24 protein-coding genes and 2 pseudogenes are annotated in these 25,598 nt (G+C 59.3%); 10 read left to right on the top strand and 16 right to left on the bottom strand.

The annotated features are described in order from the left end of the window. Positions 1 to 12: 12 nt before the first annotated feature. The 5 genes and pseudogenes from QA644_RS23765 to QA644_RS23745 all read right to left on the bottom strand — a co-directional run bounded on the left by QA644_RS23765 (position 13) and on the right by QA644_RS23745 (position 5,979). The gene (locus QA644_RS23765) at positions 13 to 1,530 is read right to left on the bottom strand and encodes an ABC transporter substrate-binding protein (protein ID WP_283073563.1); all 1,518 of its coding nucleotides are present in this window, start codon (positions 1,528 to 1,530) and stop codon (positions 13 to 15) included. A gap of 19 nt (positions 1,531 to 1,549) precedes the next feature. Further along, positions 1,550 to 3,254 (bottom strand): annotated as a pseudogene (locus QA644_RS23760) (ABC transporter ATP-binding protein). Then, a complete protein-coding gene (locus QA644_RS23755) occupies positions 3,251 to 4,102 on the bottom strand; it encodes an ABC transporter permease (RefSeq protein WP_283073562.1) in 852 nt (283 codons plus the stop codon). Before QA644_RS23755 ends, QA644_RS23760 begins: the two are co-directional and overlap by 4 nt. Beyond that, positions 4,099 to 5,037 (bottom strand): ABC transporter permease, encoded by a 939-nt coding sequence (locus QA644_RS23750; RefSeq protein ID WP_283073561.1) that lies wholly within the window; start codon positions 5,035 to 5,037, stop codon positions 4,099 to 4,101. Before QA644_RS23750 ends, QA644_RS23755 begins: the two co-directional genes overlap by 4 nt. A gap of 51 nt (positions 5,038 to 5,088) precedes the next feature. After that, positions 5,089 to 5,979 carry a proline iminopeptidase-family hydrolase gene (locus QA644_RS23745; RefSeq protein WP_283073560.1) on the bottom strand — a complete coding sequence of 297 codons (891 nt, stop codon included), beginning with the start codon at positions 5,977 to 5,979 and terminating at the stop codon, positions 5,089 to 5,091. A 127-nt stretch (positions 5,980 to 6,106) separates the two neighbouring features. Between QA644_RS23745 and QA644_RS23740 the strand changes: the two genes are divergently transcribed. Both QA644_RS23740 and QA644_RS23735 read left to right on the top strand, forming a co-directional pair. Beyond that, complete coding sequence (locus tag QA644_RS23740) at positions 6,107 to 6,889, top strand: LuxR family transcriptional regulator (RefSeq protein ID WP_074071482.1); 783 nt, start codon at positions 6,107 to 6,109, stop codon at positions 6,887 to 6,889. Between the two features lie 105 nt (positions 6,890 to 6,994). Beyond that, complete coding sequence (locus tag QA644_RS23735) at positions 6,995 to 7,909, top strand: proline iminopeptidase-family hydrolase (RefSeq protein WP_283073559.1); 915 nt, start codon at positions 6,995 to 6,997, stop codon at positions 7,907 to 7,909. Between the two features lie 217 nt (positions 7,910 to 8,126). Here the strand turns inward: QA644_RS23735 and QA644_RS23730 are convergent, their stop codons facing one another. Together QA644_RS23730 and QA644_RS23725 are read right to left on the bottom strand one after the other, a co-directional pair. Beyond that, the gene (locus QA644_RS23730; protein ID WP_283073558.1) at positions 8,127 to 9,098 is read right to left on the bottom strand and encodes a 3'-5' exonuclease; all 972 of its coding nucleotides are present in this window, start codon (positions 9,096 to 9,098) and stop codon (positions 8,127 to 8,129) included. A gap of 338 nt (positions 9,099 to 9,436) precedes the next feature. Further along, positions 9,437 to 9,796 (bottom strand): DUF4304 domain-containing protein, encoded by a 360-nt coding sequence (locus QA644_RS23725; protein WP_283073557.1) that lies wholly within the window; start codon positions 9,794 to 9,796, stop codon positions 9,437 to 9,439. Between the two features lie 149 nt (positions 9,797 to 9,945). Here QA644_RS23725 and QA644_RS23720 point away from each other — a divergent pair, with 149 nt between their 5' ends. After that, positions 9,946 to 10,464, top strand: a complete 519-nt coding sequence (locus QA644_RS23720) for a hypothetical protein (RefSeq protein WP_283073556.1) — start codon at positions 9,946 to 9,948, stop codon at positions 10,462 to 10,464. 186 nt (positions 10,465 to 10,650) lie between these two features. On the opposite strand, the gene QA644_RS23715 is transcribed toward QA644_RS23720, so the two are convergent. Further along, on the bottom strand, positions 10,651 to 11,067 hold the full coding sequence (locus QA644_RS23715; protein ID WP_074071477.1) for a helix-turn-helix transcriptional regulator: 417 nt from the start codon (positions 11,065 to 11,067) through the stop codon (positions 10,651 to 10,653). A gap of 1,526 nt (positions 11,068 to 12,593) precedes the next feature. On the opposite strand from QA644_RS23715, the gene QA644_RS23710 reads away from it, so the two are divergent. After that, positions 12,594 to 12,974 carry a HipA domain-containing protein gene (locus QA644_RS23710; RefSeq protein ID WP_283073555.1) on the top strand — a complete coding sequence of 127 codons (381 nt, stop codon included), beginning with the start codon at positions 12,594 to 12,596 and terminating at the stop codon, positions 12,972 to 12,974. A gap of 463 nt (positions 12,975 to 13,437) precedes the next feature. On the opposite strand, the gene QA644_RS23705 is transcribed toward QA644_RS23710, so the two are convergent. The 3 genes from QA644_RS23705 to QA644_RS23695 form a co-directional block, all read right to left on the bottom strand. After that, positions 13,438 to 14,334, bottom strand: a complete 897-nt coding sequence (locus tag QA644_RS23705) for an SMP-30/gluconolactonase/LRE family protein (RefSeq protein WP_283073554.1) — start codon at positions 14,332 to 14,334, stop codon at positions 13,438 to 13,440. 67 nt (positions 14,335 to 14,401) lie between these two features. Next, positions 14,402 to 15,433, bottom strand: coding sequence for an L-idonate 5-dehydrogenase (locus tag QA644_RS23700; protein ID WP_283073553.1), 1,032 nt, complete (start codon positions 15,431 to 15,433; stop codon positions 14,402 to 14,404). A gap of 11 nt (positions 15,434 to 15,444) precedes the next feature. Then, the gene (locus QA644_RS23695; RefSeq protein ID WP_194731486.1) at positions 15,445 to 16,392 is read right to left on the bottom strand and encodes a 2-hydroxyacid dehydrogenase; all 948 of its coding nucleotides are present in this window, start codon (positions 16,390 to 16,392) and stop codon (positions 15,445 to 15,447) included. A gap of 88 nt (positions 16,393 to 16,480) precedes the next feature. Here QA644_RS23695 and QA644_RS23690 point away from each other — a divergent pair, with 88 nt between their 5' ends. From QA644_RS23690 to QA644_RS23670, 5 genes are all read left to right on the top strand, one after another. Beyond that, complete coding sequence (locus QA644_RS23690; protein WP_283073552.1) at positions 16,481 to 17,239, top strand: SDR family oxidoreductase; 759 nt, start codon at positions 16,481 to 16,483, stop codon at positions 17,237 to 17,239. A 13-nt stretch (positions 17,240 to 17,252) separates the two neighbouring features. Continuing rightward, entirely contained in the window at positions 17,253 to 17,744 is a 492-nt protein-coding gene (locus QA644_RS23685) for a gluconokinase (protein WP_283073551.1), read from the top strand. Further along, the gene (locus QA644_RS23680; protein ID WP_283073550.1) at positions 17,741 to 18,628 is read left to right on the top strand and encodes an NAD(P)-dependent oxidoreductase; all 888 of its coding nucleotides are present in this window, start codon (positions 17,741 to 17,743) and stop codon (positions 18,626 to 18,628) included. Before QA644_RS23685 ends, QA644_RS23680 begins: the two co-directional genes overlap by 4 nt. Then, entirely contained in the window at positions 18,625 to 18,957 is a 333-nt protein-coding gene (locus tag QA644_RS23675) for a hypothetical protein (protein WP_074071471.1), read from the top strand. The genes QA644_RS23680 and QA644_RS23675 overlap by 4 nt, the downstream gene beginning before the upstream one ends. 191 nt (positions 18,958 to 19,148) lie before the next feature. Further along, positions 19,149 to 20,168: a LacI family DNA-binding transcriptional regulator gene (locus QA644_RS23670; protein WP_074073021.1), complete on the top strand. Its 1,020-nt coding sequence runs from the start codon at positions 19,149 to 19,151 to the stop codon at positions 20,166 to 20,168. Between the two features lie 47 nt (positions 20,169 to 20,215). Here QA644_RS23670 and QA644_RS23665 read toward each other — a convergent pair whose 3' ends face one another. The 4 genes from QA644_RS23665 to QA644_RS23650 form a co-directional block, all read right to left on the bottom strand. Beyond that, on the bottom strand, positions 20,216 to 20,947 hold the full coding sequence (locus tag QA644_RS23665) for an amino acid ABC transporter ATP-binding protein (protein WP_194731489.1): 732 nt from the start codon (positions 20,945 to 20,947) through the stop codon (positions 20,216 to 20,218). Then, positions 20,928 to 21,587, bottom strand: a complete 660-nt coding sequence (locus QA644_RS23660) for an amino acid ABC transporter permease (RefSeq protein ID WP_074071469.1) — start codon at positions 21,585 to 21,587, stop codon at positions 20,928 to 20,930. The genes QA644_RS23665 and QA644_RS23660 overlap by 20 nt, the downstream gene beginning before the upstream one ends. Then, positions 21,584 to 22,288: an amino acid ABC transporter permease gene (locus tag QA644_RS23655; protein WP_074071468.1), complete on the bottom strand. Its 705-nt coding sequence runs from the start codon at positions 22,286 to 22,288 to the stop codon at positions 21,584 to 21,586. The genes QA644_RS23660 and QA644_RS23655 overlap by 4 nt, the downstream gene beginning before the upstream one ends. 66 nt (positions 22,289 to 22,354) lie before the next feature. Continuing rightward, positions 22,355 to 23,158, bottom strand: a complete 804-nt coding sequence (locus QA644_RS23650) for a transporter substrate-binding domain-containing protein (RefSeq protein ID WP_283073549.1) — start codon at positions 23,156 to 23,158, stop codon at positions 22,355 to 22,357. A gap of 213 nt (positions 23,159 to 23,371) precedes the next feature. Here QA644_RS23650 and QA644_RS23645 point away from each other — a divergent pair, with 213 nt between their 5' ends. Beyond that, on the top strand, positions 23,372 to 24,394 hold the full coding sequence (locus QA644_RS23645) for a LacI family DNA-binding transcriptional regulator (RefSeq protein ID WP_239601161.1): 1,023 nt from the start codon (positions 23,372 to 23,374) through the stop codon (positions 24,392 to 24,394). Between the two features lie 96 nt (positions 24,395 to 24,490). On the opposite strand, the pseudogene QA644_RS23640 reads toward QA644_RS23645, so the two are convergent. After that, positions 24,491 to 25,591 (bottom strand): annotated as a pseudogene (locus QA644_RS23640) (substrate-binding domain-containing protein). Positions 25,592 to 25,598: the final 7 nt, after the last annotated feature.

Here is a 25,598-nt window from a genome sequence, read left to right as displayed (position 1 = left end):
TGAAGACAACAACTACTGGTTCTTCACGGTGTCTTCCAGGAAGAACCGGCCAAGCGGGTTCTGGTAAAAATTCTCAACGTTCTTGCGCGCGACGTTGATGTAGGGGCTGTAATATAGGTCGATCCAGTTCACGTCTTCCTTGGCCATCTTCTGCAGATCGAAATACATCTGCGCGCGCTTGGCCGGATCCAGTTCCTGACGCGCCTTGGCGACGAGGTCCTTCACCGCATCACTCTTGTAGTTGGTCATGTAGTTGTTATTGGAGTCGTGGCCGAGAACGAAGGTCGTCTTTTGGTCCGGGTCGAGAATGTCGTTGGTCCAGTAGTTGACCGAAATATCGTAGTCGCCGTTGACAGTCATATCCCATTCCTGGCTGGGATCGACCTTCTGAAGATTGGCGGTAATGCCGGCCTTGGCGAGCTGCTGCTGGATCAACACGGCCGTCTGCTCATCCACTTCATCGCCGGCACGCAGCAGATAAGTGAGCGTCAGGTTGGAGACGCCGGCATCCGCCAGCATTTGCTTGGCCTTTTCCGGGTCGTAGGGCCGCTGCAGGTTGTCGGCATAGTGATAGAGCGCGCCCTTCGGAATGTAGGAATTAGCGATCGTACCCTGTCCGAACGTGATGGCATCAACGATCGCCTTCTTGTCGATCGCCATGTCGAGCGCCTGGCGCACTTCCCTCTTGCCGAGATCGCCATGGGCGTGGTTGATCAGCAGATGGTCCTCGCGGGTCGAGGGATCGGTGAGCACGTTGAGGTTCGGATCCTTCTTCAGTTCCTCGACGCGCGAGAAAGGCACGAAAATCGCCGCATCCAGTTCCCCCGCCTCAACGTTTAACATGCGGGTATTGTCGTCAGGTACCGAGATCCACTCGACTCCGTCGAGCTTCACCCGATCCGCCTGCCAGAAACTCGGGTTTTTCTTGAGGATGATGCGGTCACCGCGTCGCCATTCCTCCACGGTGAAAGCGCCGGAAGCGATCGGCTTTTCGGCATAAGCGTCAGCGCCCAGGGATTCCATGCCCGCCTTGGAGATGACCGAGGCGTTCGGAAGCGCGAGCGTTGAAAGGAATGGCGCGGAGGGGTTCTTCAGCTTGATGGTCAGCGTGCGCGGATCGGTCGCGACCGTAGTGTCGATCACCTTGTAGGAATCGCTCCAGAGCGAGCCTTCGTCGTCGCGAATGCGCAGGAGGCTGAAGACGGCATCTTCGGCCGTCAGCGGCGTTCCGTCCGAGAATTTTGCATCGCGGATCTTGAATGTATAGGTCAGGCCGTCATCCGAGGTGGTCCAGCTTTCGGCAAGGCCAGGCTCCAGCTTGGTGCCGGTCTTGTCGACCCGCACCAGCACGTCATAGACGTTCGAGAAGACCCAGTTGTCGATGTTCTGCGCCGTCTTGATCGGGTCGAATGTCGTCGAATCCTCGCGGCGGCCGATCGTCAGAACGCCGGCCGCTTGCGCATAGCTGGCGCTGAGGGTGAGGGCAGCGGCGAAGGCGGCAAGCCCGATAGATTTCCACCTGATTGTCATGATGTCGTTCCCTTCGTTGTTATGGCATGCATTTGATGGATTGGATCGGTTCGCCCGGCGTCGGCTCGACACCTTTGAACCGAGGCTTATCCGGATCGATATCTGGGATCGCCGCGATCAGCGCGGCGGTATAGGCATGCTTCGGCCGCGAAAAAACCTCTTCGGACGGGCCCCTCCTCGACCACCTCGCCGCGGTACATGACGACGGTGCGTGTGCAGAGATGGCGCACAATCGCCAGGTCATGGGCAATGAAGATCAACGTCAGGTCCATCTTGGCCGCCAGATCCCGGAACAGGCCGATGATCTGCGCCTGGATGGTCACGTCTAGCGCCGCCACGCATTCATCGGCGACGATCATCTTGGGATTTACAGCCAGTGCCCGCGCAATGCCGGCCCGTTGGCATTGGCCGCCGCTCATGCTGCGCGGCTTTCGGTGTGCGAATTCGCGGTCGAGCCCGACGAGGTCGAGCAATTCGCCGATGCGTGCTGGAATGTCGAGTTTGGCGACCGTGGCCTGCACCGTCAGCACCTCAGCCAGCGTCTGGCCGATCGTCAACCGCGGGTTCAGCGCGTTGAACGGGTCCTGGAAGACCATCGCCGTCTCCCGCCGCAGCTTAGCCAGTCCCGCCCTCCTCTGCTGGGTAAGGTCGATGCCGTCGAAACTGACATGGCCGGAAGAGATCGGCGTCAGGCCGAGGACGGCGCGGGCAAGCGTGCTCTTGCCGCTACCGGATTCGCCGACGATGCCGACCGTCTCGCCCGGCATGATCTGCAGGCTGACGCCGGAAACCGCGTTGACGGTCTTGGCGGCAGCTCCTTTCAAGAGCCTGCCGCCGGAAGGAAAGCGCACGTGCAAGTCGTCGATCTCAAGAAGCGGCTTCAACGCTCCTGCCGAGCGCGCGGTCTCGCTCCCGACGGAGACGCCAATCTCTGGCATGGACGGATGGCTTTGGATCAGATTGATCGTGTAGGAGTCTTTCGGTCGGGAGAGGATCGCCCGCTTCGGGCCTTCCTCCAGCAGCCTGCCACCACGCATAACGGCGATACGGTCGCACGTCTGTGCCACGATGCCGAGATCGTGGGTGATGAGGATGATGGACAGCCCGCGCTTGTCCCGCAGATCCATCAGAAGGTTGAGAATTTGTGCCTGGATGGTCACGTCTAGCGCCGTCGTCGGCTCGTCGGCGATCAGGATTTTCGGATTGCAGGAAAGCGCCACGCCGATCATCGCGCGCTGGCGCATGCCGCCCGAAAATTCGTGCGGATAGCTGTCAAAGTGCCGAACGGGATTCGGAAAGCCGACCTGCGCCAGGATCTCGACGGCGGCCGCGCGCGCATCGCGCCCATTGAGGTCCTGATGATAGCGGATGCCTTCTGCGATCTGGTCGCCTATGCGCATGACTGGGTCGAGATGGCTGGTGGGGTTCTGGAAGATCATGCCGATTTCGCTGCCGCGCACGCTCAGCATCTCAGCATCGCTGACGGCGATGAGATCACGGCCCTCCAGAAGCACGATGCCTCTCTCGATCGTTAGTCGCGAGGAGGGCAGGAGGCGGACGAGCGAGCGGCAGAACAGGCTCTTGCCGGAGCCGCTTTCGCCGACGAGACCCAGAATTTCGCCTTTTGCGAGATCAAGCGACACGGCATCGAGCAGAATGCGGACCCCGCTGTCGAGATGCGCTTTGACGGTCAGGTCGCGGACGGAAAGAACGGACGCGCTCATTCGTGCACTCCGAGCCGTTCGCCGAACGCATCGCCGAGCATGCTGAAGCCGAAAGCGAGGCAGACGATGGAAAGCCCAGGAAACAGGGTGATCCACCAGGCCGTGGTGACAAAACTCTGGCCCTCCGCCACCATAACACCCCATTCGGCGACCGGCGGCTGCACACCGAGGCCGAGATAGCTGACGGCCGCGCCGCTGAGCAGCACCAACACCGCATCCGACATCGCAAAGACGATCGAGCCGGCAACCGCATTCGGGAGCAGGTGTCGGAACATGATGCGCATCCGCGAAAAGCCGAGGCTGACGGCGGCCATCGCATAGTCGCTGTTCTTGAGCACCAGCATCTGCGCCCGGATCAGCCTGGCATAGGAAACCCAGCCGACCAGTGCCATGGCGAGGTAAAAGCTGCCGAGCCCCGGTCCGAGGATGGCGATGATCGATAGCATCAACACCAGGAAGGGAAAGGCGAGGATGATATCCACGAGCCGCATGAACAGCGCATCAACGATGCCACCGAAAAAGCCGGCGATGGTGCCAACAGCGGTGCCGATGAGAAAGGGGAAAGCGACGCCGATCAGCGCGATCTGCAGGTCGATCCGCGTGCCCCAGATGACGCGGGAAAGCACGTCGCGGCCGAAATTATCCGTACCGAACGGATGAAGCAGCGAAGGCGCCTGCAGGCGGGCGTCGCCGTTGTGAAGGATTGGGTCATAGGGTGCCAGAACCGGCGCGCCTGTCGCCAGCAGGACGAAGAACAGCAAGATGCCGGCGCCGGTCACAAGCATCAAGTGCTTGCTGAAGATCGTCCGCCAGCCGACGGAGCCTGAAGACAGGGTATCGACGCTCATAGCTTCACCCTCGGATCGATCGCAACGGTGACGATATCGGCGACGAAATTGACGAGCACGGTGGCGCAGGCGAAAACCATGGCAACGCCCTGGACCACCATATAGTCGCGCGAGAAGATGGCGCGGACGAGAAGCTGTCCCATGCCGGGAAGCGCAAAGACGCTCTCGACGACGACGGTGCCACCGATGAGCCAGCCAATATTGACCGCGAGAAGATTGACGGTCGGCACCAGCGAATTCGGTACGACATGGCGCCAGAAGACGATGCGTTCGGGCATGCCACGGGCGCGCGCTGCCGTCGCCACGTCGGATTTAAGAGATTCGATCATCGCCGCCCTGAGGCTGCGCGTCAAAACGGTCGAGAGCGACAGGGCCACGGTCAAGCTCGGTAGGATCAGATGCGCGAGCTTGTCGCCAATTGTTGCGCCATAGCCCGAGACCGGCAGCAGGCCGAGCTCGACGCTGAAGAGGATGATGAGCATCAGCCCGAGCCAAAAGGGCGGGAAGCCGATGCCGAAGGTAGAGACGATACGCACCGCATGATCGGGCGCCTTGCCGGCATTGCGCGCGGCAATCGCTGCCATCGGCACGGCGATCAGGATCGACAGAACGACGCTAGTGGTAACGAGCGCAACAGTCGGCTCGATGCGGGTGACGATCAGTCTCAGCACGTCGATCTTGTAGAGGATCGATTTGCCCATCTCGCCATTGGCGAGGTTTTTAAGAAAATACAGATATTGTAGCCACATAGGCTGATCGAGGCCATACTGGGCACGGATATTGGCGATCGCCGTCGGCGTGGCGCGCGAGCCGAGCAGGTTGCGTGCCGGATCGCCAGGGATCAGCCGCACCAGAATGAAGGTGATGACGCTGATGCCGAAAATGACGGGCAAAAATTGCAAGGATCGGGTGAGGACGAACCTATAGCGATGCATGGTGATGTCAGCGCCTCCGTATTGTTCGGATGTCGGTCGCCATTCTTTGCATCAGTTCCGCCTGTGCCGCGACAAGAAATCGATCAGCGCTGGATAGTAGTCTCCGGGATTTTCGTAAAAGGGCATGTGGCTGGCATTGGCAAAGACCTTGAGTTCGGCATTCGAAATGGCGAGCTTCATCTTCAGTGCGCAGGCCGGCGTCAGTTCGTCGTGCTCGCCCGTGGTGATCAGTGTCGGCACGGTGATGCGCGGCAGGTCGGGAATACGGCTCCAATCCTTGAGGTTGCCGATATAGAGGAATTCGTTTGGTCCCTGCATCGTGCCATATGGCCCCAAGTTCCAGTCGTTGAGCGACCGGCGCACCGGCGCCGGCCATTCCGGCAACCGGCAGACGTGGCGGTAGTTCAATATAGTGATGGCTGCGAGATATTCCGGATGGTCGTAGGTGCCCTGGGCCTCGTGCTTCTGCATCATGGCAACCGTCTCGGGGCCGAGCGCCGCGCGCAACCGCTCCAGCTCGGTAATGAGATGGGGCATGTCCGCGACCGTATCTTCGAGGATCAGCGTCTGCAGGTTTTGAGGGTAAGTGAGCGCATAGTCGATTGCCAGCCAACCGCCCCAGGAATGGCCGAGCATGTGCACCTTGCCGCGCCCCAGCGCCTTGCGCACCGTCTCCGTCTCCTCGACATAGCGCCCGATCGTCCACAGCGCCGGACTGGTCGGGCGGTCTGAAGCGCCCGTGCCGAGCTGGTCGAAGGCCACCACGCGATAGCCTCTGTCGATAAGACAGGAATGCGCATCGCGCAGATAGTCACAGGGCAGTCCCGGCCCGCCGTTCAGGCAAAAGATCGTCTCGGGGCCGGAGCCGAAGCTATAGGCGACGACCTTATAGCCATCGACTCCGATTTGGTGTCGCGCCTCGGGTTCGATTTCACGCCACATTGACCACTCCGGCGAAGATTCTCCTTGCTCAATATTTGAGCATGTCTAAATTTTTATCTCAAACGACGGTCCGCGCCAGCTATAAGAAGTGATAGGGTCGCCAGGGAATACGAGCCGGAGTCAGCCGATGCTTGACGAAATCGAAACCATCAGACGCCAGTTTACGGCTCATCAGACACTGGATGGCCGCATCGATCAGATCTTCGAGGCCATGAAGACAATCGGCTTCGAAGCGCTGATATATGACTATACCCCGGTGGCTTACGATCTCGACGGCGCGATCATGATTCCGTCGCTGCTGAAGCTTCGCAACATTTGCGGCGACATGCATGACTACTGGTTCAACCGCGGCTACTTCCGCATCGACCCGGTGCAGCAGGTCGCGCTTCGCACCTCGACACCCTTCTTCTGGAGCTATGATGCCGACGCCGACACGCTGATCCGCCGCTTCATGACCGAGGACACCGCGCCCGTCGCCCGCTATCTGAGCGAAAGGGATATGTCGACCGGTGTGACGGTGCCCATTCATATGCCGCGCGGTGACTATGCCACAGTCACCGGCATCCGCTTCGGGGGCAACAAGGAATTCGAGCGGCACGCCCTGCGCTATATCGCCGATTTCAATCTGCTCGCCCATGTCTTCCATGAAGCGGCTTACAACCTCTTCGATGCCGACGTCTTCCATGTCGGCAAGGCCAGGCTGACGGAACGGGAGCGCGAATGCCTGCGCTATTCGGCCGAAGGATACTCGGCCAAGGAAATCTCGCGCATCATCGATCGCTCCGTGCCAACGGTGGTCATGCATCTGACCGCCGCCGCCAAGAAGCTCGGCGCCAAGAACCGCACGCAGGCCGTGGTTCGCGCCACCCATTATCGCCTTCTGGAAGAGCGCTCATCCTATAACTTGTGATAGCTGCCGCGCTCTAAAGCACCACGCTATGCTTTCTCAATTGCTCGCCGCAGCGTCGCGTGTCACTCGTGGCGCGCAAAGGCGGCTGTGACACTTCGAATCTGAATGGAGATCCATGTGGCCGCAATTGCGTCGAAGGAAGCCTTTCTGCCCTTTCGCGAGTACCAGACCTGGTATCGCATCACCGGCTCGCTCGACAGCGGCAAGCTGCCACTCGTTGTCGCCCATGGCGGTCCTGGCTGCACCCATGACTATGTGGATTCCTTCACCGGGATTACCGAGATCGACGGCCGCCCGGTCATTCACTACGATCAGCTCGGTAACGGCAATTCCACCCGCCTGCGGGAAAAAGGACCGGATTTCTGGACGCCGGCGCTCTTTCTGGAAGAGCTGGATGCGCTCCTGAAGCAGGTCGGCATTCACGACCGCTATGCCTTCCTCGGCCAGTCTTGGGGCGGCATGCTCGGCGCGGAACATGCCGTGCGCCGGCCAAGGGGCCTGAAGGCGCTCGTCATCGCCAATTCCCCAGCCAACATGCATACCTGGGTTTCGGAAGCCAACCGGCTGCGCGAGGAACTGCCGCAGGAGGTGCAGGATACGCTCTTAAAGCACGAGCAGGCCGGAACGATTACCGACCCCGAATATATCGCCGCCTCGCGCGTCTTCTATGATCGCCATGTCTGCCGCATCGTACCCTGGCCGCCGGAAGTCGCCCGCACCTTCGCCATCATGGACGAAGACAACACCGTCTACCGCAACATGAACGGCCCAACGGAGTTCCATGTCATTGGCACGATGAAGGATTGGACGATCGAAGATAGGCTGCCGCTCATCGAGGCCCCGACGCTGCTGATTTCGGGCAAGTTCGATGAGGCGACCCCGCTGGTCGTCAAGCCCTATGTCGACCGCATTGAGAGATGCGAATGGGTGCTCTTCGAGCAGTCGAGCCACATGCCGCATGTGGAAGAGAAGGCACTCTGCCTGGAGACGGTTTCGACTTTCTTGCGACGACACGATTGATTGACGGGAAGCAGGTTGCCGCAGACCCAGCGCCGGTGTGCTGGCAAGCCCCGGGCTCGCAGCACTTTTGGACAGCCTTGATCGCTTCGCAGGAGCGATTGCGGGCAGAAGCTGCGGCCCAGGACCGCGGTTTCTCTCGTCGGTTAGCCAGATGCTCCGGCGCAAACCCAGTCGCGGATCGGTCGTCCAGCCATGCGCGATGCGCACCGAGCGGTTGTTAGGCCGCCCTGAAGCGGTCAAAGGCGGTGAGACGCTTGATCGGTGGATCTGCGTCATCCCAGCGATAGACTTGCGTACGCAGATAGCGGAGTTCGTCATCGAGTGCGTCTTCCGCAACCTCGATCCACCAGGACTTCGGACGGCCGTCACTGCCATCCGACCAGCGATAGCCGCGTGCTTTCAATTGATCCTTCATGTCGAAGGGGCTGTTTTCCGCAAAGATGCGGGCGCGTGATCGCTGGCTTGCTTCGTAGAGCTCGGCAAAAGGTGTTCGTCCCGATTCTCCTCCACCCTCCGCGAGAACCTCAAGGAGAGCAAAGCAGTCATCAACCGCTCGGTGGCCCTCGTGAAAATAACCGGCCTGCCCAATCAGATAACCGAGCTTTGTTCCTTCAAAGCCGCGCGACGCCCAGTCGATTTCAGAGACTGAACAAGCCCAGGCTTTTCCGGCAAAGATTGGTGAAAACGTCTCGCAGAACGGCCGGTCGAAGCCGGCATTGTGGGCAATTACGAGATCAGCAGGCTCGATGACGGCACGAACCTGATAAAGATCAATCATCTGGTCAGCCACCATGTCGTCGGAGATACCGGTGAGACGTGTGATCTCCTCCGGGATTGGAATGCTGGGCTGCTGAAGAGCGCTATAGACGCCGATGACATCGCCGATATTTCCCGTCTCATCGAATGTGAACGCAACCGCGCCAATCTCAATAATCTCGTCCTTGCGATGATTAAGGCCGGTTGTTTCAGTGTCGATGATCACGCCTTTCAGCGGAAATCCGGGTCGCGCAACCGTGATCACCAAACGCGGCTCGAGTTTTCTCAGGATACGGTAGCGGCCAGTCTCGTGGAGTTGCCGCACCATATCATCTTCGCTCAACGCAGCCGGAGAATGGCGCTTCGTCGATGAGCCTGCGCCCTTTGCAGGTGCTGCCCCGTTAGCATCAAACAGATCGAACTGCTGCGTCATTCGCTATCTCGGCTTAATTCTCAAATGGTTCTCCGGACTGCATCATCCGCCAAAGTCGCTATAAGACATCCGCTCGAACAAATCAGGAAGAAAGTTGAGGCCTGAAAAGATCAGTGGCCGCTCCCGGCGCCCCTGTTGTCGTCGCGACCGAACAGCAGCGCCGACAGTACGCGTCGGAAGACAGCGGCGGGCCTGCGGCGGAGTTCATCTTCAACGGATCGCCGGGGCCGCAGGATAGAACCAAACAATCCCTGCGCCTGCTCAAGGAAGGGCGCTGCCCCGTTGCGCAGGAGGAAGACCACCTCGAGACGCAGCTCCGAAGCACCATCGAGCTCGGCTTAGGGAAGCTGGTCGAGCCGGCAGGCGGCGTCCCTCTGCGCGAGCGATGCGATTCGCCAATGCGTGTTGTTGCGGTAGCTCGGCGCGCGCCAGTCGGCATCCCTCGCGTCTCGGCCGAAGTTGATGAAGCAGGCATTGCCATAGCGGCTCTTCTGGATCTCGACAAACGTCGTCGCGAACCAGCCGGTGCGATGCCAGCGGACCCCTTTCCGGACAAAGCCGAGCGGCAGAAAGATATCATCCACCTCCTTCGTCAGAAGCTTCAGCGCCCGTTTGCGCGTCGTCGGATCGAGCGCAGCCTTCCATGCATTAATGGCATTTCTGTCGGCGTCCTCCATCGTTTTGTCGGTCTTTTCCACCTCTTGGCGTCCCCTCACTCGGGTCGAATGGCAGGGTCAGCAGACAGGAGGCGGGCGCGACGGTCAAGAGTTCGCTGCTCGTGCGTGGTCGACGGCGGCTGATTTGGATCCTCTGCCGGGCGAGGCGCAATCGCGGCTCGCGAGGCGTCTTGATCGTGCTAGGATCAGGCCTTTCTACTAAAGGTATTCTTGCGTTGTTGATGATGATGATGATGAACGGCAAATGTGTCGGCGGCGCGTACCCAACGATCCCGAGGTTATGTGGGGGCATTTTTCTGCTCGTTGCAAACGCGGCATTCGCCGAAACCTTCGTAGACACGAATGTCGTGTCTGTCGTTGAAGGCGGACACTGGCAAGAAGACGGCGTCGGCGAAGGAAGTTACCGCATCATCGTTGTGAACCAGGGCTTTGAGCACGTATCGTCGCGCGTCGTGGTGGAATGGAAATCAGTGCCGACTGAAACAGATGACGCCCAAATCGTCCATTCCCTGGAATTGGTTAAAGGTGGCTTCTACAGCATAGGCACGCCAGAAATGACTTTTTCCAAGGACGGGGCACGCGTCGAGTTGAGGGGCACCGCTACCTACACGCCCGCCATGCCGGTCGTTTGTCGTTTCGGTCTATCTCCTGGCGGCAAAGTCGCCCGGATCAAAGGGTGTGAGGATTAATGATCGGTCCTGCTTAAGCGGCGGAAACTACGTGAATGGCGGCCAGGCCACGTCAATTGCCCGGCTGTCGCCTCGCCTCCGGCCCAACCACCGCATCTTGCTGTTGTCGGTTTTCACAACTGAAGTGAACAGCAAGCCTACAACCGCCATGGGCCGGAAGCATCCTATTCTTGGAATCCGTGAGTATCAGTCGTCGCCTTCCAGCGACGCAAGCGACTTTACCAAACCCACGATCTTTTGCCGTATTCGGGCGTCTTTTACAGCAAGGAATGCGCGGTTTAGCGCGAGCCCCTCGGCGGTGGAAATAAAGCCCGTCAGATCGTCCATGCCCTTCACTAAACCTGATTCACTTTCATCCGCTCCGGCCATTCCTTCGAAAAAGAATGAAACAGGCACGTTCAGACAGTCGGCAATGCCCTGAAGCCGGCTCGCCCCCACCCGGTTGCTTCCCTTCTCGTATTTCTGCACCTGCTGAAATGTGACACTGACCCGTTCAGCAAGCGCTGACTGGCTCATGCCAAGCACCCGTCGTTGCATACGGATTCGCCTTCCGACTTCTATGTCGACTGCACTTGGCTCCTTCGCATTAACGGCTTTATTCATGATCTTTCCTTTGCGCCTCAGGGAATTAAAATTGTGCCAGTGTGGAAACGTTGTCGATTGATCCAATCTAGCTAGTTCTTGAAGAGGTGTCCCTCCCAATCGCCCGATCCGTTCTCTTCAATGACAGGCGTGCCTTTCAATCCCGGCCTAATGTTCCGCCCTGTTCTGCGCCCAGGATAGCTGCGACCGGCGCGTGTGCGGTCAGAGCACACTGTCGGGCACCGATGAGGACATTCCCGAGCCCATCTCCGATGGGCCCTCCCTCGGCCAGTGGGGTGGTGACCGGTACGTCCGCCAAATGTACTACCCTTGGGTAATAGCGCTTCTCGTCGAAGACGCTATCATGGATTCATCAAATTCGTACTGACGGCTGACCACGGATGTACTGGCAGCCGTCGTCGATTGATCGGGAAGGGCCGGTGCGCGTGTCGCCCGGCCCTTTCCTTTAGGATTGCGGCTGCCAGATTTGCCACGGTCCTTCATGGAGATGGGCTCAAATGCCGCGCCGAAACACCGTCAGGCCCGGTCGGGCAGGTGTAAAGAGCGAATATCAGACCAAAGTCCGACCGTTTCTCAGACTTCGTGCCGATACCACCTCTCGGCAGCTACAATATGTTTGTACGCAAAAGGGTTGTGAGTTTTCGCTATGGCTAAGATCTTCGTTGTTGCGATGTCACTCGTGATGGTTGTTTTCTGGGGTTCCGTCGGCGTTCTGATGTACTCCCTGCTTACGTGAAGGCGTTCTGCGAAACTCGTCCCTCCCGGCCGGGTCTTGATTCGATTGCTCGAGGAATAGTTGACACCCGTTGGGTAGCCGAACCTCCAGCTGTGCCCTATAGTTTCCTTTCAGCAATGGAGGTTGCCTAAGGAGGGTTTAGATTATGAGCGATACCGCTGTTGGTTTCATGGTGGCAGCTGAACTGTCGGCCCTGTTCTGGGCCGCAGCGCTCATGGTGGCGTTATCGATCTCTTGACGACGCACGGCCTCTTCATCTTTACCTTGGCTGTCGCGACTTCGATGAGAAGCATTTGCTATAGGTTTCGACCTTCTGGCTGGTCGGCACATACTCCCGCTTGTTGTACTCTTCTCTCAGTCGCGAACTCCAGGCGGGCTGGCAAGGATCTGCAGACGAACTCGAGCCGCCCAGGCACACCGATATATAACCGGTTCTTCCGAAGCGGCTGGCGACGCCCAGACCATGAGAGGCAAAGAGCGCCCCACGAACCCCGATACAGACACTGCAGAGTTCTGAACCATCGGTCTCTTTCGCGATGGTCCGACGCGCTCGAGACGCTCAGGCATCCGACATTTCTTCGTCGCCGACAAGTCTTCCCAAGTCCTAGGGATTGCAAATCCGCACGCTCCATCAGGAGGATCTTTGCCAGCGCACCGGTCACTTCCCATCGCAGGAATATGAGAATGCGGCAGGTGGATCCGGCGTCACGCTACCACAGATGTTTAAGGCCGTCGCCGATCTCGTCTCTCCCGCAGAGCGCCTGGGGGCTGCTGGACGCAGTGATCTTTCGTGTTGATCTGCAATTCCGACTCCCAGGCGAAGAACTGCTCAGTCCTGATCGGTGCGGGCGGAACTGCAAAGCTTGCGCCCTACGATCTGATCTGCGCGGCAATCTACGACCGGGTAGATCAACACCTGCCGCAAAATATTGGCGGCAGCTTTCTCGCGGCGGATTTACATGGGAAGCAGTGGAAAGCGTTCGCCGAAGAGACTGGGCTGAGCCCGGCATCGACCGTAAAGCGCGTTGGCCAACTTGCCGCCAAGGTCGATCAGGTCTGCGGAGATGTTCCCCAGCAGATCGTCACAGGAGCCGGTGATCCAGCCCGAGTACTGGAGCGGATCGTGCACGAGGGCCGCAAGAGATGCCGACGGATTTTGACGCAGCTTTAAGAGAGGCGGCGGAATTTCGATCGACTTGCACTTCGCCCGGCAATCGCGCTAAGCCTGTGTGATGGACGACAATGTCATCAAGTTTCGCAAGCCCAGGCCGCCCCGTCAGCGAGATCCCCGTCTTCGCAAGATTCTCATTGTACTCGGCGTGCTTGTTTTGTTTGCGGTCGCCTGGCTCTATTTCGCATTCGTGGGTGCCCCGGTGGCTTCTTGAGGCTGCCGCAAGCTTCGAAGGGGCAGCACTGGCTGCGGTGATCTTCAGGGGGCAGGTTTGTCGACATGAGGCGATGAGCGGTCGGTTGCACCACCGGACTGCTTTAGCAACCTCCAAAGTCGTTCGGGGCGTAACAGGCAGCTTCAACGGCGGTGTGCGAGACAAATGCACCAGCAAAATCGCCTTGAAAAGGTTCGACCTGAAAACCGTCGTGTTCGATTTCAGATTTGATCGCGCGATCGGGTGAACTCACGGATTTTGAGCGCCTCTTCGATTGAGGACGATTCCATAAATGCTCGTTGTCGCAGCGATGAAGAGCTGATGTTTTGCACGACCCCCGAAGCAAAGGTTCGACACAAGCTCCGGGACGAGGATCTTGCCCATCAGATGACCGTCTGGAGCGATGCAGTGCACCCCATCGGCTGCCGAAGACCACAGGTTACCTTCACCATCGATCCGAAAACCATCCGCGCATCCGGGATTGATGGCGCAAAACACCTCTCCGCCGGCAAGCCTGCCGTTGGACGCAACATCGAAGACCCGGATATGTCGCGGATCTGAGCTGAACATCCGCCCGGTATCGGCAACATAAAGGCGAGATTCGTCTGGACTAAAGGCCAGGCCGTTCGGGCAGGCAAAATCCGTCAGAACGGCTTCGATTTTTCCGGAGGGCTCCACCCGGTAGACGTGGCATGGCAGTTCTTGCTCGGCACGATAGCCCTCGTAGTCGGTCATGATCCCGTAGTGCGGATCGGAAAACCAGATCGAATTGTCCGATTTTACCACCACATCGTTAGGGGAGTTTAGCCGCCTGCCCTGGTAGCTGTCTGCAATTACAGTGACGGAACCGTCGAGTTCCGTCCGTGTCACCCGCCGCGTTCCATGCTCGCATGTCACCAGTCTGCCCTGCTTGTCGCGCGTATTGCCATTGGCAAAGTTTGACGGCTCTCGGAATACCGATACCCCAGCGCCCGCGGACCAGCGAAGGATGCGATTATTCGGAATGTCCGAGAACAGTAGGAATCCCGCGTCACCGAACCAGACCGGGCCCTCGACCCAGTCAAAGCCGGTGGCGATCTGCTTGACCGGCGCATTGCCGAGCACATAGGTGCTAAACAGCGGATCAAGCACTTCGAAACATGGCATTGCGTTCTTCTCCCAGATTTACCGGGCCATTCTTATTCGGACAGCCGGACGCGAGTTGGGACTGGTGTCAATTGAAGGCAATCTGCGCCTTCATCGCCTGGCTCCTATCAGTTGCCAGTTCGAAGGCCGTCACAGCGTCTGATAGGGGAAGTGTGTGGGTAATCAGCGGCTTCACGTCGATCAGCCCCTTTTGCATCAGTCCGACACCGGTCGCAAACTCCTCGTGAAAGCGGAAGGAACCACGCAGGTCCAGCTCCTTGGCTGTAATCGCCATCATCGGGAGGTTCATGTCTCCACCAAGGCCAAGCTGAATAATGACGGCGCGCGGGCGAAGAGCAGCGATGCCGGCAACCAAGGCAGGCGCGGCACCGGAGCACTCGTACAGGACGTCGAATGAGCCCTTTTGGGCTGCGTAAGGGGTCAGCGCATCCGGCTCGCCTCCCATTTTGATGGTCCTGTCCGCGCCGACCTTGCGTGCCAGCGAGAGGGTGAAATCCGAGAGATCCGTTGCGACGATTTCGGCAGCGCCAGCACGGCGGGCTGCGAGGATCGACAGAAGGCCGATCGGCCCGCAGCCGGTCACCAGAACCCGTTTGCCCAATATTTCTCCCGCCCGGCGAGTGGCGTGAAGAGTAACGGCCAGGGGTTCTGCGATCGCCGCTTCGCCTGGGGTAAGACCGTCCGCCGACACGCATTGAACGGCATCGGCGACGAGAACCTCTCGAAATGCTCCCTGGACATGCGGGAAAGGCATGGCACTGCCATAAAACCGCATATTGAGGCACTGATTGTGAAGCCCTTCCTGGCAATATAGGCAGGATCGGCACGGCCGGGACGGAGAAACAGCGACGAGCTGGCCCGATTTCAATCCCTCAACGCCCGAGCCGAGTGCTTCCACATACGCGGACACCTCGTGACCAAGGATCATCGGCTCCCGCAGCCTGACTGCGCCGAAGCCGCCGTGATTGTAATAGTGCAGATCGCTGCCGCAGATGCCACCGGTCGCAAGGCGCAGGCGCACTTCTCCGGGACCTGGCGCTTCGATCGGGCGCTCCTCGATACGCAGGTCTTTCGGACCGTGAATGACAATGGCTTTCATCGGCGCGCTCCTTAAAGAACCGGGGTCAGCAGGGGCTGACCGGAAAAATGCGCCATGAGATTGTCACGAACAAGCTGTCCCATGGCCTTGCGTGTTTCGATGGTTCCAGATGCGTGGTGTGGCTGCAAGAGCACATTGTCGAGGGCGAGAAACCGTGGATTGAGCTTCGGCTCACCTTCGAACACGTCAAGGGCGGCGGAGCCCAGCGCACCGCATTCGAGTGCATCAAGCAGGGCTTCTTCATCGATATTGGAAGCGCGGGAGATATTGACCAGCATCCCCTCCCCGCCGAGAGCCGCAATCACCTCGCGGCCGACGATGTGGCGGGTGGCGGCGGAAGCGGCCAAAGTGACGAACAGGAAATCCGAACGCGCCGCGAGCGCTACCGGATCGGCGACAAATTCCCAATTGGCGGCAAAATCTTTTGGCGCCACATCGGAATAAGCGATTTGCATATCGAAGCCCTGAAGGCGTTTGGCCACTTCATAGCCGATCCGGCCAAGGCCGAGTACGCCGGCGCGGCGGCCCCACACGCGACGCTTCAGCGGATAGAGCCCCTTTGCCGCCCAGCTTCCGTCCTTTACCCAGCTTTCCGCGCCAATCATGCCGCGCGACAGGCACAACATCATCGCCACGCCAAGATCCGCTACGTCGCTCGTCAGCACGTCCGGTGTGTTGGTGACGCGGATGCCACGTTCCCGGCAAGCAGCCAGATCGACGGCATCAAAACCAACCCCATAGACAGAGATCAGCTCAAGTGAGGGGCAAGCCCCGATCATGGCCCGGCTGGCCCCGAGTTCGCCTCGCGTAGCGATCGCCCGGACATTGGGACCGACAGCAGCAAGAAAGTCCGACTTGTCGGAGGCCTCGAAGTAGCGATGAACCGAAAATGCAGCATTCAGAGGCGCTTCGTCCCATTCCGGATAGGGCCCGACTTGAAGGATCTGGGGTTTGCTCATTTCGGTGTCTCCGTCCCTTGACAATTAATGTTATCGATAACATAAAGGTGAGCATTGCGAATGTCGAGACAAAAAATGAGGGAAGCCAATGGGGCAGGACTTGTTTGATTTGACGGGCCGCCGAGCCCTCGTCACGGGATCGTCGCAGGGGATCGGCCTTGCCCTTGCGCGCGGTCTTGCCAATGCCGGTGCCGAAATCGTGCTCAATGGCCGCGACGCCGCAAAACTTGCGGAAGCCGCGAGAGGTTTCGGCGGCAGCACGCATCAATTGGCATTCGACGCGACCGATCATGAGGCCGTTCGCGCAGCAGTGGATGGCTTCGAAGCAACCATCGGTGCGATCGACATCCTCGTAAACAATGCGGGAATGCAGCATCGCACGCCTCTCGAGGACTTTCCGGCGGACGCGTTCGAGCAGCTTATGCGGACCAATATCTCCACTGTTTTCAACGTTGGCCAAGCGGTCGCACGGCACATGATCAAACGCGGAGCGGGCAAGATCATCAATATCGCCAGCGTACAGACTGCATTGGCACGTCCCGGCATTGCACCCTACACGGCGACGAAGGGCGCCGTCGGCAATCTGACCAAGGGAATGGCAACCGACTGGGCCAAATACGGGCTGCAATGCAATGCCATTGCGCCCGGCTATTTCGATACGCCATTGAACGCCGCATTGGTTGCCGATTCCGCCTTTTCCGCCTGGCTGGAAAAGCGCACGCCGGCCGGCCGCTGGGGCAAGGTGGACGAACTGGTCGGCGCCTGCGTGTTCCTCGCCTCCAACGCATCCTCATTTGTGAACGGACATGTGCTTTATGTTGACGGTGGCATTACGGCCTCTCTTTGAGGTTCCGCAGCGAATGGTGCTGATGGGGGTTGCAGGGTGCGGCAAGTCCTCGGTCGGGGCCGCGCTCGCCGCACGATTGGGGGCGGCATATCTCGATGGCGACGACCTTCACCCGTCGGCGAACATCGACAAGATGAGCCGCGGCATGGCCTTGGACGATGAGGATCGCTGGCCATGGTTGACCCTCGTGGGCCAGACTCTGGCCAAGTCCGAAGGGCCGCAGATCGTCGGCTGTTCGGCGCTCAAGCGAGCCTACCGCGCTCACATCACGCAAACTTCCGGAGAGACGATCACCTTCGTTCATCTTGCCGGTACGCCCGAGGTCATCAAGGCGCGAATGAATGCAAGAAAAGGTCATTTTATGCCGGCCGGCCTGCTGACGAGCCAGTTCGCAGCGCTCGAACCACCGGACGCGGACGAAAACGCGTTCAGCGTAGATATCGACCGGCCGCTCGGCGCGATCGTCGAAGCAATCGTCACGCAATTGGAAGGAATGAAAACATGACGAACAAGATTGCATTGATCGGCGCCGGCGCGATGGGCAGCGCCATCGGAACGCGGCTCGTCGAAACCGGGAATCATTTGACGGTCTTTGATCTCGACACGACCAAGATGCGCGACCTGGTCGACAAAGGCGCTCTACCGGCGGCAAGCGCGGCGGAAGCAGCCGCCGGCTCGGACTATGTCATCCTCAGCCTCAACTCGGCGAAAATCGTCCGGCTCGCCGTCTTCGGCGAAGGCGGCGTTGCAGGCGGCGCCAGGCCCGGAACTGTCATCATAGACATGTCCTCGATCGACCCGGAGGCGACGAAAGCCCTGGCGTCCGACGCGGCGGAAAAGGGCCTGCGCTGGGTCGACAGTCCCCTGTCGGGCGGCGCGCCCAAGGCATTGGTCGGACAGCTTACGCTTATGGCCGGCGGCAAGGAACAAGATGTCGCTGATGCACATGAGGTGCTGCGGCACGTTGCCTCGAATTACACGCATATGGGGCCTTCCGGCGCCGGCCAGACCACGAAGCTGATCAACCAGGTTCTCTGCGGGCTCAATTTTCTGGCCGTGGCGGAAGCGACGCAATTGGCTCTCGACGCCGGCGTGGATGCGGCAAAGATCCCGCAGGCATTGAAAGGCGGCCGGGCCGACAGCGCAATCCTGCAAGAATACATGCCGCGCTTTGTCGTCAAAGATTACCGTCGCACCGGCCGGATTGACAACATGGTCAAGGATTTGAGCGGGGCGCAGGATCTCGCCCGCCGCACCAACACCGCCATGCCGCTGACGGCGCTGTGCGCCGAAATTCACCGCATGCTGACTGCCGCCGGTCTCGGCGGTGAGGACCAGGCCGCCCTTATGGAATTTTTCAAGGGACCCAACAAGGACATCGTACAATGATAACACGCTATGCCCTCTTCGAAGGAAAAGTGAAGGACGGTCAAACGGAGGCGTTTCGGGCCGCAGTGCTCAACGACATCCTGCCGAAATGGAAGGCCTTTCCCGGCGCCCTCGATGTCCGGGTAACCTTCGCCGATGCCCGCGATGAAGGAGCGCCGGAAATTCCCATGATCCTTGCGATCAACTATCCCGATCTCGCAACCGTCGAGGCCGCGCTTGCAAGTCCAGCCCGCACTGCGGCCAAGGCAGCGACGGAGGAGGTATTGGCGCGCTTTTTTGACGGGCGAATCCATCATCATGTGACCCAGGCGAACGAATTCCCGCTCTAAGCTCGACGCCGTGGCGGCTAGCTGCCCTCTTGGCTGTTCGACTACCGGCAAGGGGCAGACCCAAAGACCGAACCGTCGAGGCCCAAAGCATCGGCCTTTGGCTTCGCGTTGAACGAGGCGAAATCACAACCTGCTTGCAAATTAAGCGTAAAGGCGGTTGTATCAATCTGGTAACGATAACATGGATGCAAATGCCCAATATTCGTAAACCACCAACCATGGCGGATGTCGCCCGCATGGCAGGCGTGTCGCCGATGACGGTGTCGCGCGCTTTCAAGCGCGACACCTCCGTCAGCCAAGAGACACGCGAGGCTGTCAGACGCGCAACCGAGGAACTTGGTTACGTCTTCGACAGCACGGCTTCCAATCTGCGATCACAGCGCACCGACTTCGTGGCCGTTACGATCCCCTCGATCAACAATGCCAATTTCGCCGATACGGTGCGGGCGCTGTCGGACGGCTTGTCGGATAAGGGCTTGCAGGTCCTGCTCGGCTACACGAACTACGACGTTCGTGAAGAAGAGCGGCTGATCGAGCAGCTCTTGCGGCGCAAGCCCGAAGCAATCGTGGTAACGGGCGGCAAGCATACATCGCGAGCCCGCAAACTCCTGTCGAATGCCGGCATCCCCGTCATTGAAACCTGGGATCTTCCGGAAGACCCGATTGGACACGTGGTCGGGTTTTCCAACGCATTGGCGGTGCGCGAGATGATCGATCACTTTGTCACCGTCGGCTATAGAAAGGTCGCCTTCATTGGTGGTGATGCTGATCGAGACACACGCGGCAGCGATCGGCGAGCCGGCTTCATAACCGCGATGGAGGATCACGGGTTGGACGCGACGCGCCTGATTGCCGCCGGGCCGCCGCCGATTTCAATGCGCGAGGGCGCGAACGCGATGGGCCGGTTGCTGGAGCATTTCCCAGATACCGAAGCGGTCATCTGCGTTTCTGATCTTTCGGCCTTCGGCGCCCTTACCGAATGTCAACGGCGCGGCATTGCGGTGCCGGACCAGATTGCCATCGGCGGCTTCGGCGACTACGAGATCGGCGCAATTTGCGTTCCCAGTCTGACAACGATCAATGCCTTTGCAGCCGAGATCGGAGCAAAAACGGCGCGGCTCATTCTCGACGTCCTGGACGGGTCGCTTTCGGACAGCGCGGGCGTGATAACGATCCGACCGGATTTGATTCTGCGTCAAACAAGCCGCTGAGGAAATAGCGGGCCGGAAGAAGATTGCTTGCCCACCCGCTGTCACGATTACTTAACGTCCGATTTCACAAACTGCCGCAACTCGGGCGTCTGTGGATTAACAAACAGCTCCTTGGATGCCCCCTGCTCCCAGATCGTGCCCTTGTGCATGAAGATCGTCTGCGTAGCCACCCGTCGCGCAAAACCCATCTCATGCGTGACGAGTATCATGGTCATTCCATCGCGGGCCAATTTCTCCATGACCGTCAGCACTTCCTCGGTCAGTTCCGGATCGAGCGCAGAGGTGACTTCGTCGAAGAGCATCACCTTCGGGCGCATTGCAAGGGAACGGGCAATCGCCACACGCTGCTGCTGGCCGCCAGAAAGCTGGTCCGGATAGGCATCGAATTTTTCCGACAGGCCCACGAGCTGGAGAACCTCGCGGGCGATCTCCCGTGTCTCCGCCTTCGCAACGTCTTTGACAATGCGGGGCGCCAGCATGATGTTCTCGCCCACGGTCAAATGTGGAAAGAGGTTGTAGCTTTGGAAGACGATGCCGACATCGGTGCGCAGGCTTCGCAGCGCCTTTGCATCTCCTCCAAGCGCATGGCCGGCGATCTCGATGCGACCGGAGTTGATCTTTTCCAAACCGTTCATGCAGCGTAGCAGCGTGCTCTTTCCAGAACCGGACCGGCCGATCAGTGCAAAGACCTCTCCGCGCCCGACGCTGAGCGATACGCCCTTGAGAACCTCGAGCGCACCGAAGCTCTTGTGAACATTTTCAACGATTACTTCCGGCATGAAGCCTCCTTTCCAGCCAACGCGACAGCTGGGACAATGGGTAGCAGACGACGAAATAAAGAGCGGCCACCGCGATGAAGACGCGGAATGGCTGGAAAGTCGTGTTATTGACAAGCTGCCCTGCGCGGGCGAGTTCGACGAAGCCGATGATCGATGTGATCGACGTATTCTTGACCACCTGCACCGCAAAGCCGACGGTTGGCGGCAGCGAAACACGGATTGCCTGCGGCAGGATGATGTAGCGGTATTGTTGAAGGCGGGTCATGGCAAGCGATTCCGACGCTTCCCATTGCTGCTTCGGCACCGCCTGGATGCAGCCGCGCCAGATTTCCGCGAGATAACCTGATGCGTAGATCGTCATCGATGCGCCGGCGGCAAAGAGCGGCGGCAGCTCAAGCCCGGCAAGGCTGAGGCCGTAATAGGACAAAAACAGGATCATCAGCACCGGAATGCCCTGGATAACCTGAATATAGGAACCTGCGGCAAAGCGCACGGCCTTGACGGGTGAGGTTCGGGCAAGCGCCACGGCAAAGCCGAGCAGACCTCCACCGACAAGGGCGATGACCGTCAGGAGAATGGTCCACTGCAGTGCTTGCAGCAGGAAACCGAATTCATCGAAACCGAATGTTCTCAGCGTCATGCCGGCACCTCCGGCAGGGCCGTCATCGTGCGGCGGGCAACCCGCCTGCCAAAAAGCCACATGCCCATGAATGCCAGGGCTGCGCGCAGCGCCAGCGCCAGCGCGAGATAGATCAGCGTGACGACAATATAGACTTCGAAAGACCGGTAGGTCTGCGATTCGACGAAAGCGGCCGAGGCGGCAAGCTCATGGGTCGAAATTGCCGAGCAGATGCTGGAGGCCAGCATCATCAACACGAACTGGCTGCACAGCGCCGGATAAACCTTGGCGACCGCCGGCACCAGAATGACGTGGCGATAGATCTGGAAACGCGAGAAGCCAAGCGCCTCGCCCGCTTCGATCTGAGATTTGTGCACGGCCTCGATGCCGGCACGGATGATTTCCGTTGAATAGGCGGCAAGATTGATGGTCATGCCGATCAGCGCCGCCGTATCGGCGCCCACGCGAATACCAAGCCCAGGCAGGCCGAAATAGACGATGAAGAGCTGGACCAGAAAGGGCGTGTTGCGGATCACCTCGACGTAGGCATCGACAAGATACCGCACGGCACCGCCCTTTATGGAGCGCAAGGATGCAAGCATGACACCTGCTGCCGAACCGAGAACGATCGAAAGGATCGACAGCTTGATCGTCAGCCAGATACCGCTCAGGATTTCGCCCTGATACTGGGCCAGCACGCCGAATTGAAATGTGTAGGACATAAGCGAGCTCCGTCGAAGTTTCGCGGCCTGCCGGTGCCTCACCGGCAGGCTCTCACGCAAGCTCAATCAGAAGGACGGAAGGGTCGGCATCAGACGGCCTGTCCATTTCGTCGCGATCTTGTCGAGATCGCCGGAGATCTTCATCAGATAGATCGACGTATTCAGCCATTGACGCAGTTCGAAATCGTCGAGCTTCGTCGCCATCGAGTTGCCTTGCTGGAAGAAGGTGAAGCCGACCTGGAGGCCAGCGTCAGGACGCTGCTTGATGATCGCTTCTCCCACAGTCGACGGCAGTGCGACCGCGTCCGCCTGACCGGCAATCAGCGCCTGCGCACTGGTGGAGTCGTCTTCGAAAACCACGATCTCCATGCCGGGGACCGCCGCCTTGCGAAGAGCGGTTTCCTGTGACGAACCCCGATTGACCGCGACGCGCTTGCCCTGAAGATCGGCAAGGCTCGCAAACTTCTGGTCGGGACCGGATATGATATCCATGTTAAAGGCGCTGTAGGGCTGCGTAAACATGACGGTCTTGGCCCGCTCACCTGTCGGGGCCAGCGTCGCAACGAGGAAATCGACCTTGCCGGTCTGGAGCGCCGGAATGCGGGCCGGCGGCGTCAGTGGGACGAGTTCGACAGGCAGCGAGAGATATCCGGCAATCAAGTTGGCGACGTCAACGTCGTAGCCGGTCGGATTACCTTTTTCATCCACCATCCCCATCGGCGGCGCACCGGTCAGAACGCCGATCCGGACGGTGCCGCGTGATATGATGTCATTGAGCGTGACCGCCCCGGCTTCGGCGGTCATCGCCAAGGACGTGATGGCGAGTGCGGCTGCCATTACAACCGCGCGCATAGAGTTAAGAACATTCATGACATTCCTCCACCTTATTTGACTGAGCTCTTGCTCGTGCATGCGATCTCTGGAGCGACAGAAACCGCTCCATTGCTCGCCTCCTCTGGACTCCCTTGCACCGGGCATTGCATCTAAATCATGCAAGGGTTATCGTTAACCTCATTTTATGGTATCGATAACAATCGGACTGTCAAGCCAGTTTTTACTTTTCAAGGCGTGGGGACGAGGCAAGTGGCAAAGGATAAGACACGGATCGTCACGCTGCTTGATGTGGCGGCAAAGGCAGGCGTAAGCAGCATGACAGTCTCAAAGGTGATGCGAGGCGTCGGCAACATTTCCGAGGCGACGCAACAAAGGGTGAGATGTGCCGCAGACGAGCTTGGCTATCTGCCGAACAACCTTGCCGGATCATTGAGTTCGCGCAAGAGCCGGATGGTAGCAGTGATTATCCCCTCGATGAGCGACATCGTCTTTTCCGAAGTGCTGAGTGGGGTAAACGCCATCCTGCGCCCCAATGGACTTCATACCTTCATCGGAGAATCGCATTTCGATCCCGGCATCGAAGCAGACCTCGTGCGCGAGATGCTGTCCTTCCGCCCGGCAGGGCTTTTGCTAAATGGCGGCATGGCACGAAGCGCCGCTTGCGACAAATTGCTAGAAAGACGTACCTGCCCGGCCATTCAATTGTGGGATTGCGACAATGAAGATCTCGATTTCAGCGCAGGCCCTTCGCACATGGAGGCAGGGCAACTCGTTGCTGCGCATTTCCTGGAGCGCCGCCTGAGGCGCGTTGCCTATGTCGGCGCCGAATTGGAGAAGGATCTCTGCGCCCGCTGGCGCTACCTTGCCTTGCGGTCTACGCTTGCGAGCGCCAACATCGACGTGATCAGCATGGTTTGCGAAAATCGGCCGAGACAGGCCGAAACAGGACGCGCCCTTACGCAGGAATTGATCCGCGATCATCCCGAGATCCAGGCTATTCACTTTTTGAACGACGCGATGGCGCTTGGTGGCCTCTCCTATCTGCACGAAGCGGGAATTCCAGTTCCAGAGCAGGTGTCCGTGGTGGGATTTAACGGCACGTCCCTCCCCAACACGGTCCGAACCAGACTTACGACCGTTGATGTACCTCGCGCCGAGATCGGAAAGACGGCGGCTCAGGCGCTCTTGAATATACTTGCACACGTGCACGTGAACAGATCGTGGCGGGCTGAGATCCAGCTCATCCAGGGCAACACGACGACGAAACGATAATCGATCGCCCGTTCATCCTTCCGTCAATATCGCTTGCGACGCAACGTGCAAAAAAATGGCACCATTCGCGGTGCCCAGTTTCCGGGAGGGAGGCTGCTACATCTTGCCCCAGAGCTTTTTATACTCGTCGCGGTAACCGTTTTCTGGATCGAACGAGTTCTTGGTGCCGCCATCGAATTCGACATTGTCGGCGGTGACGACATGGAGCGGGGAGAGATAGCCAGACCAGTGTTGGCCGGCAAAGGCGCGGTTCAACTCGTCGACAAGCTGCCAGCCCTGCAGGTTGAGGGGCTCGGCGACCGTAACTTTCTGGAACTGGCCGGCGCGGATGCGCTGGTAGGCCGATTCCGAGCCGTCACCGGCAGCGACATTGATTGGCTCGTCTGTACCACCCTTGCCGGCGGCTGCCAGCGACGGGCCCATGAAGTCGAAATAAAGATCGTTGATGGCGAGCGAATGAGTCCACTGGTCGCCGTATTTTTGCAGCAACGATGTCGTCAGTTGCGGCATGCGCTGGGAGGTTTCGGCAATGGGCGTATCGACATATTCAAGAACCTTGCCGCCGAGTTTTTCGATCTCCTCTTTCATCTTGTCGGCCTTGGCGATGGCGATCGCATAGGTCGAGTCGGTGAAGATCACGACGCCTGGCTTGCCCTTCGCATCTGCATAGGCCCAGTCCGCGGCCGACTTGGAAACTTCCATCGCGTCGGTGCTGACGTTGGCGAAAAGGCCGGTTTTTTCGTCAGGGCCGATGACCGGGCCTGCGTGCCAGGCGACGAGCGGAATTCCCGCAGCCTTTGCCTGCTCAAGAGCCGGCGCCTGCTCGACGGCATCGAAGCCGTTGATGATGATCCCGGCGGGCTTCAGCGCCATGGCCTGGCCGAACGCTGCCGTGCGGCCGCCGATCGAGCCCGCACCGTCGAGAACCTTGACCTGCCAACCGATGGCGGCTGCAGCCTCCTCGACGCCGGTGGTAACGCCCAAGATGCCGCCGTTCTTCAGGTCGCCGGCGAGCACGACGATCGTCTTTCCCTACTGCGCCTTGGGTCCTGTCTTCGGTCCGTCCCAGGTGGTGACGCGGGTCGCATATTTTTCGACCACCGCCTTGGCGTCGGACATGGCATCTGCCAGTGCCGGTCCCGCGAGCATCAAGGCCAGTGCGGCGACGGAACTCTGGATAAGCGTTCTGCGTTTCATGGTTCTT

This window comes from Rhizobium sp. CC1099, assembly GCF_029714385.1.
GTDB lineage: Bacteria > Pseudomonadota > Alphaproteobacteria > Rhizobiales > Rhizobiaceae > Rhizobium.
Note: the sequence above shows the minus strand (reverse complement) of the source record. Positions and strands in the feature narration are given on the sequence as shown.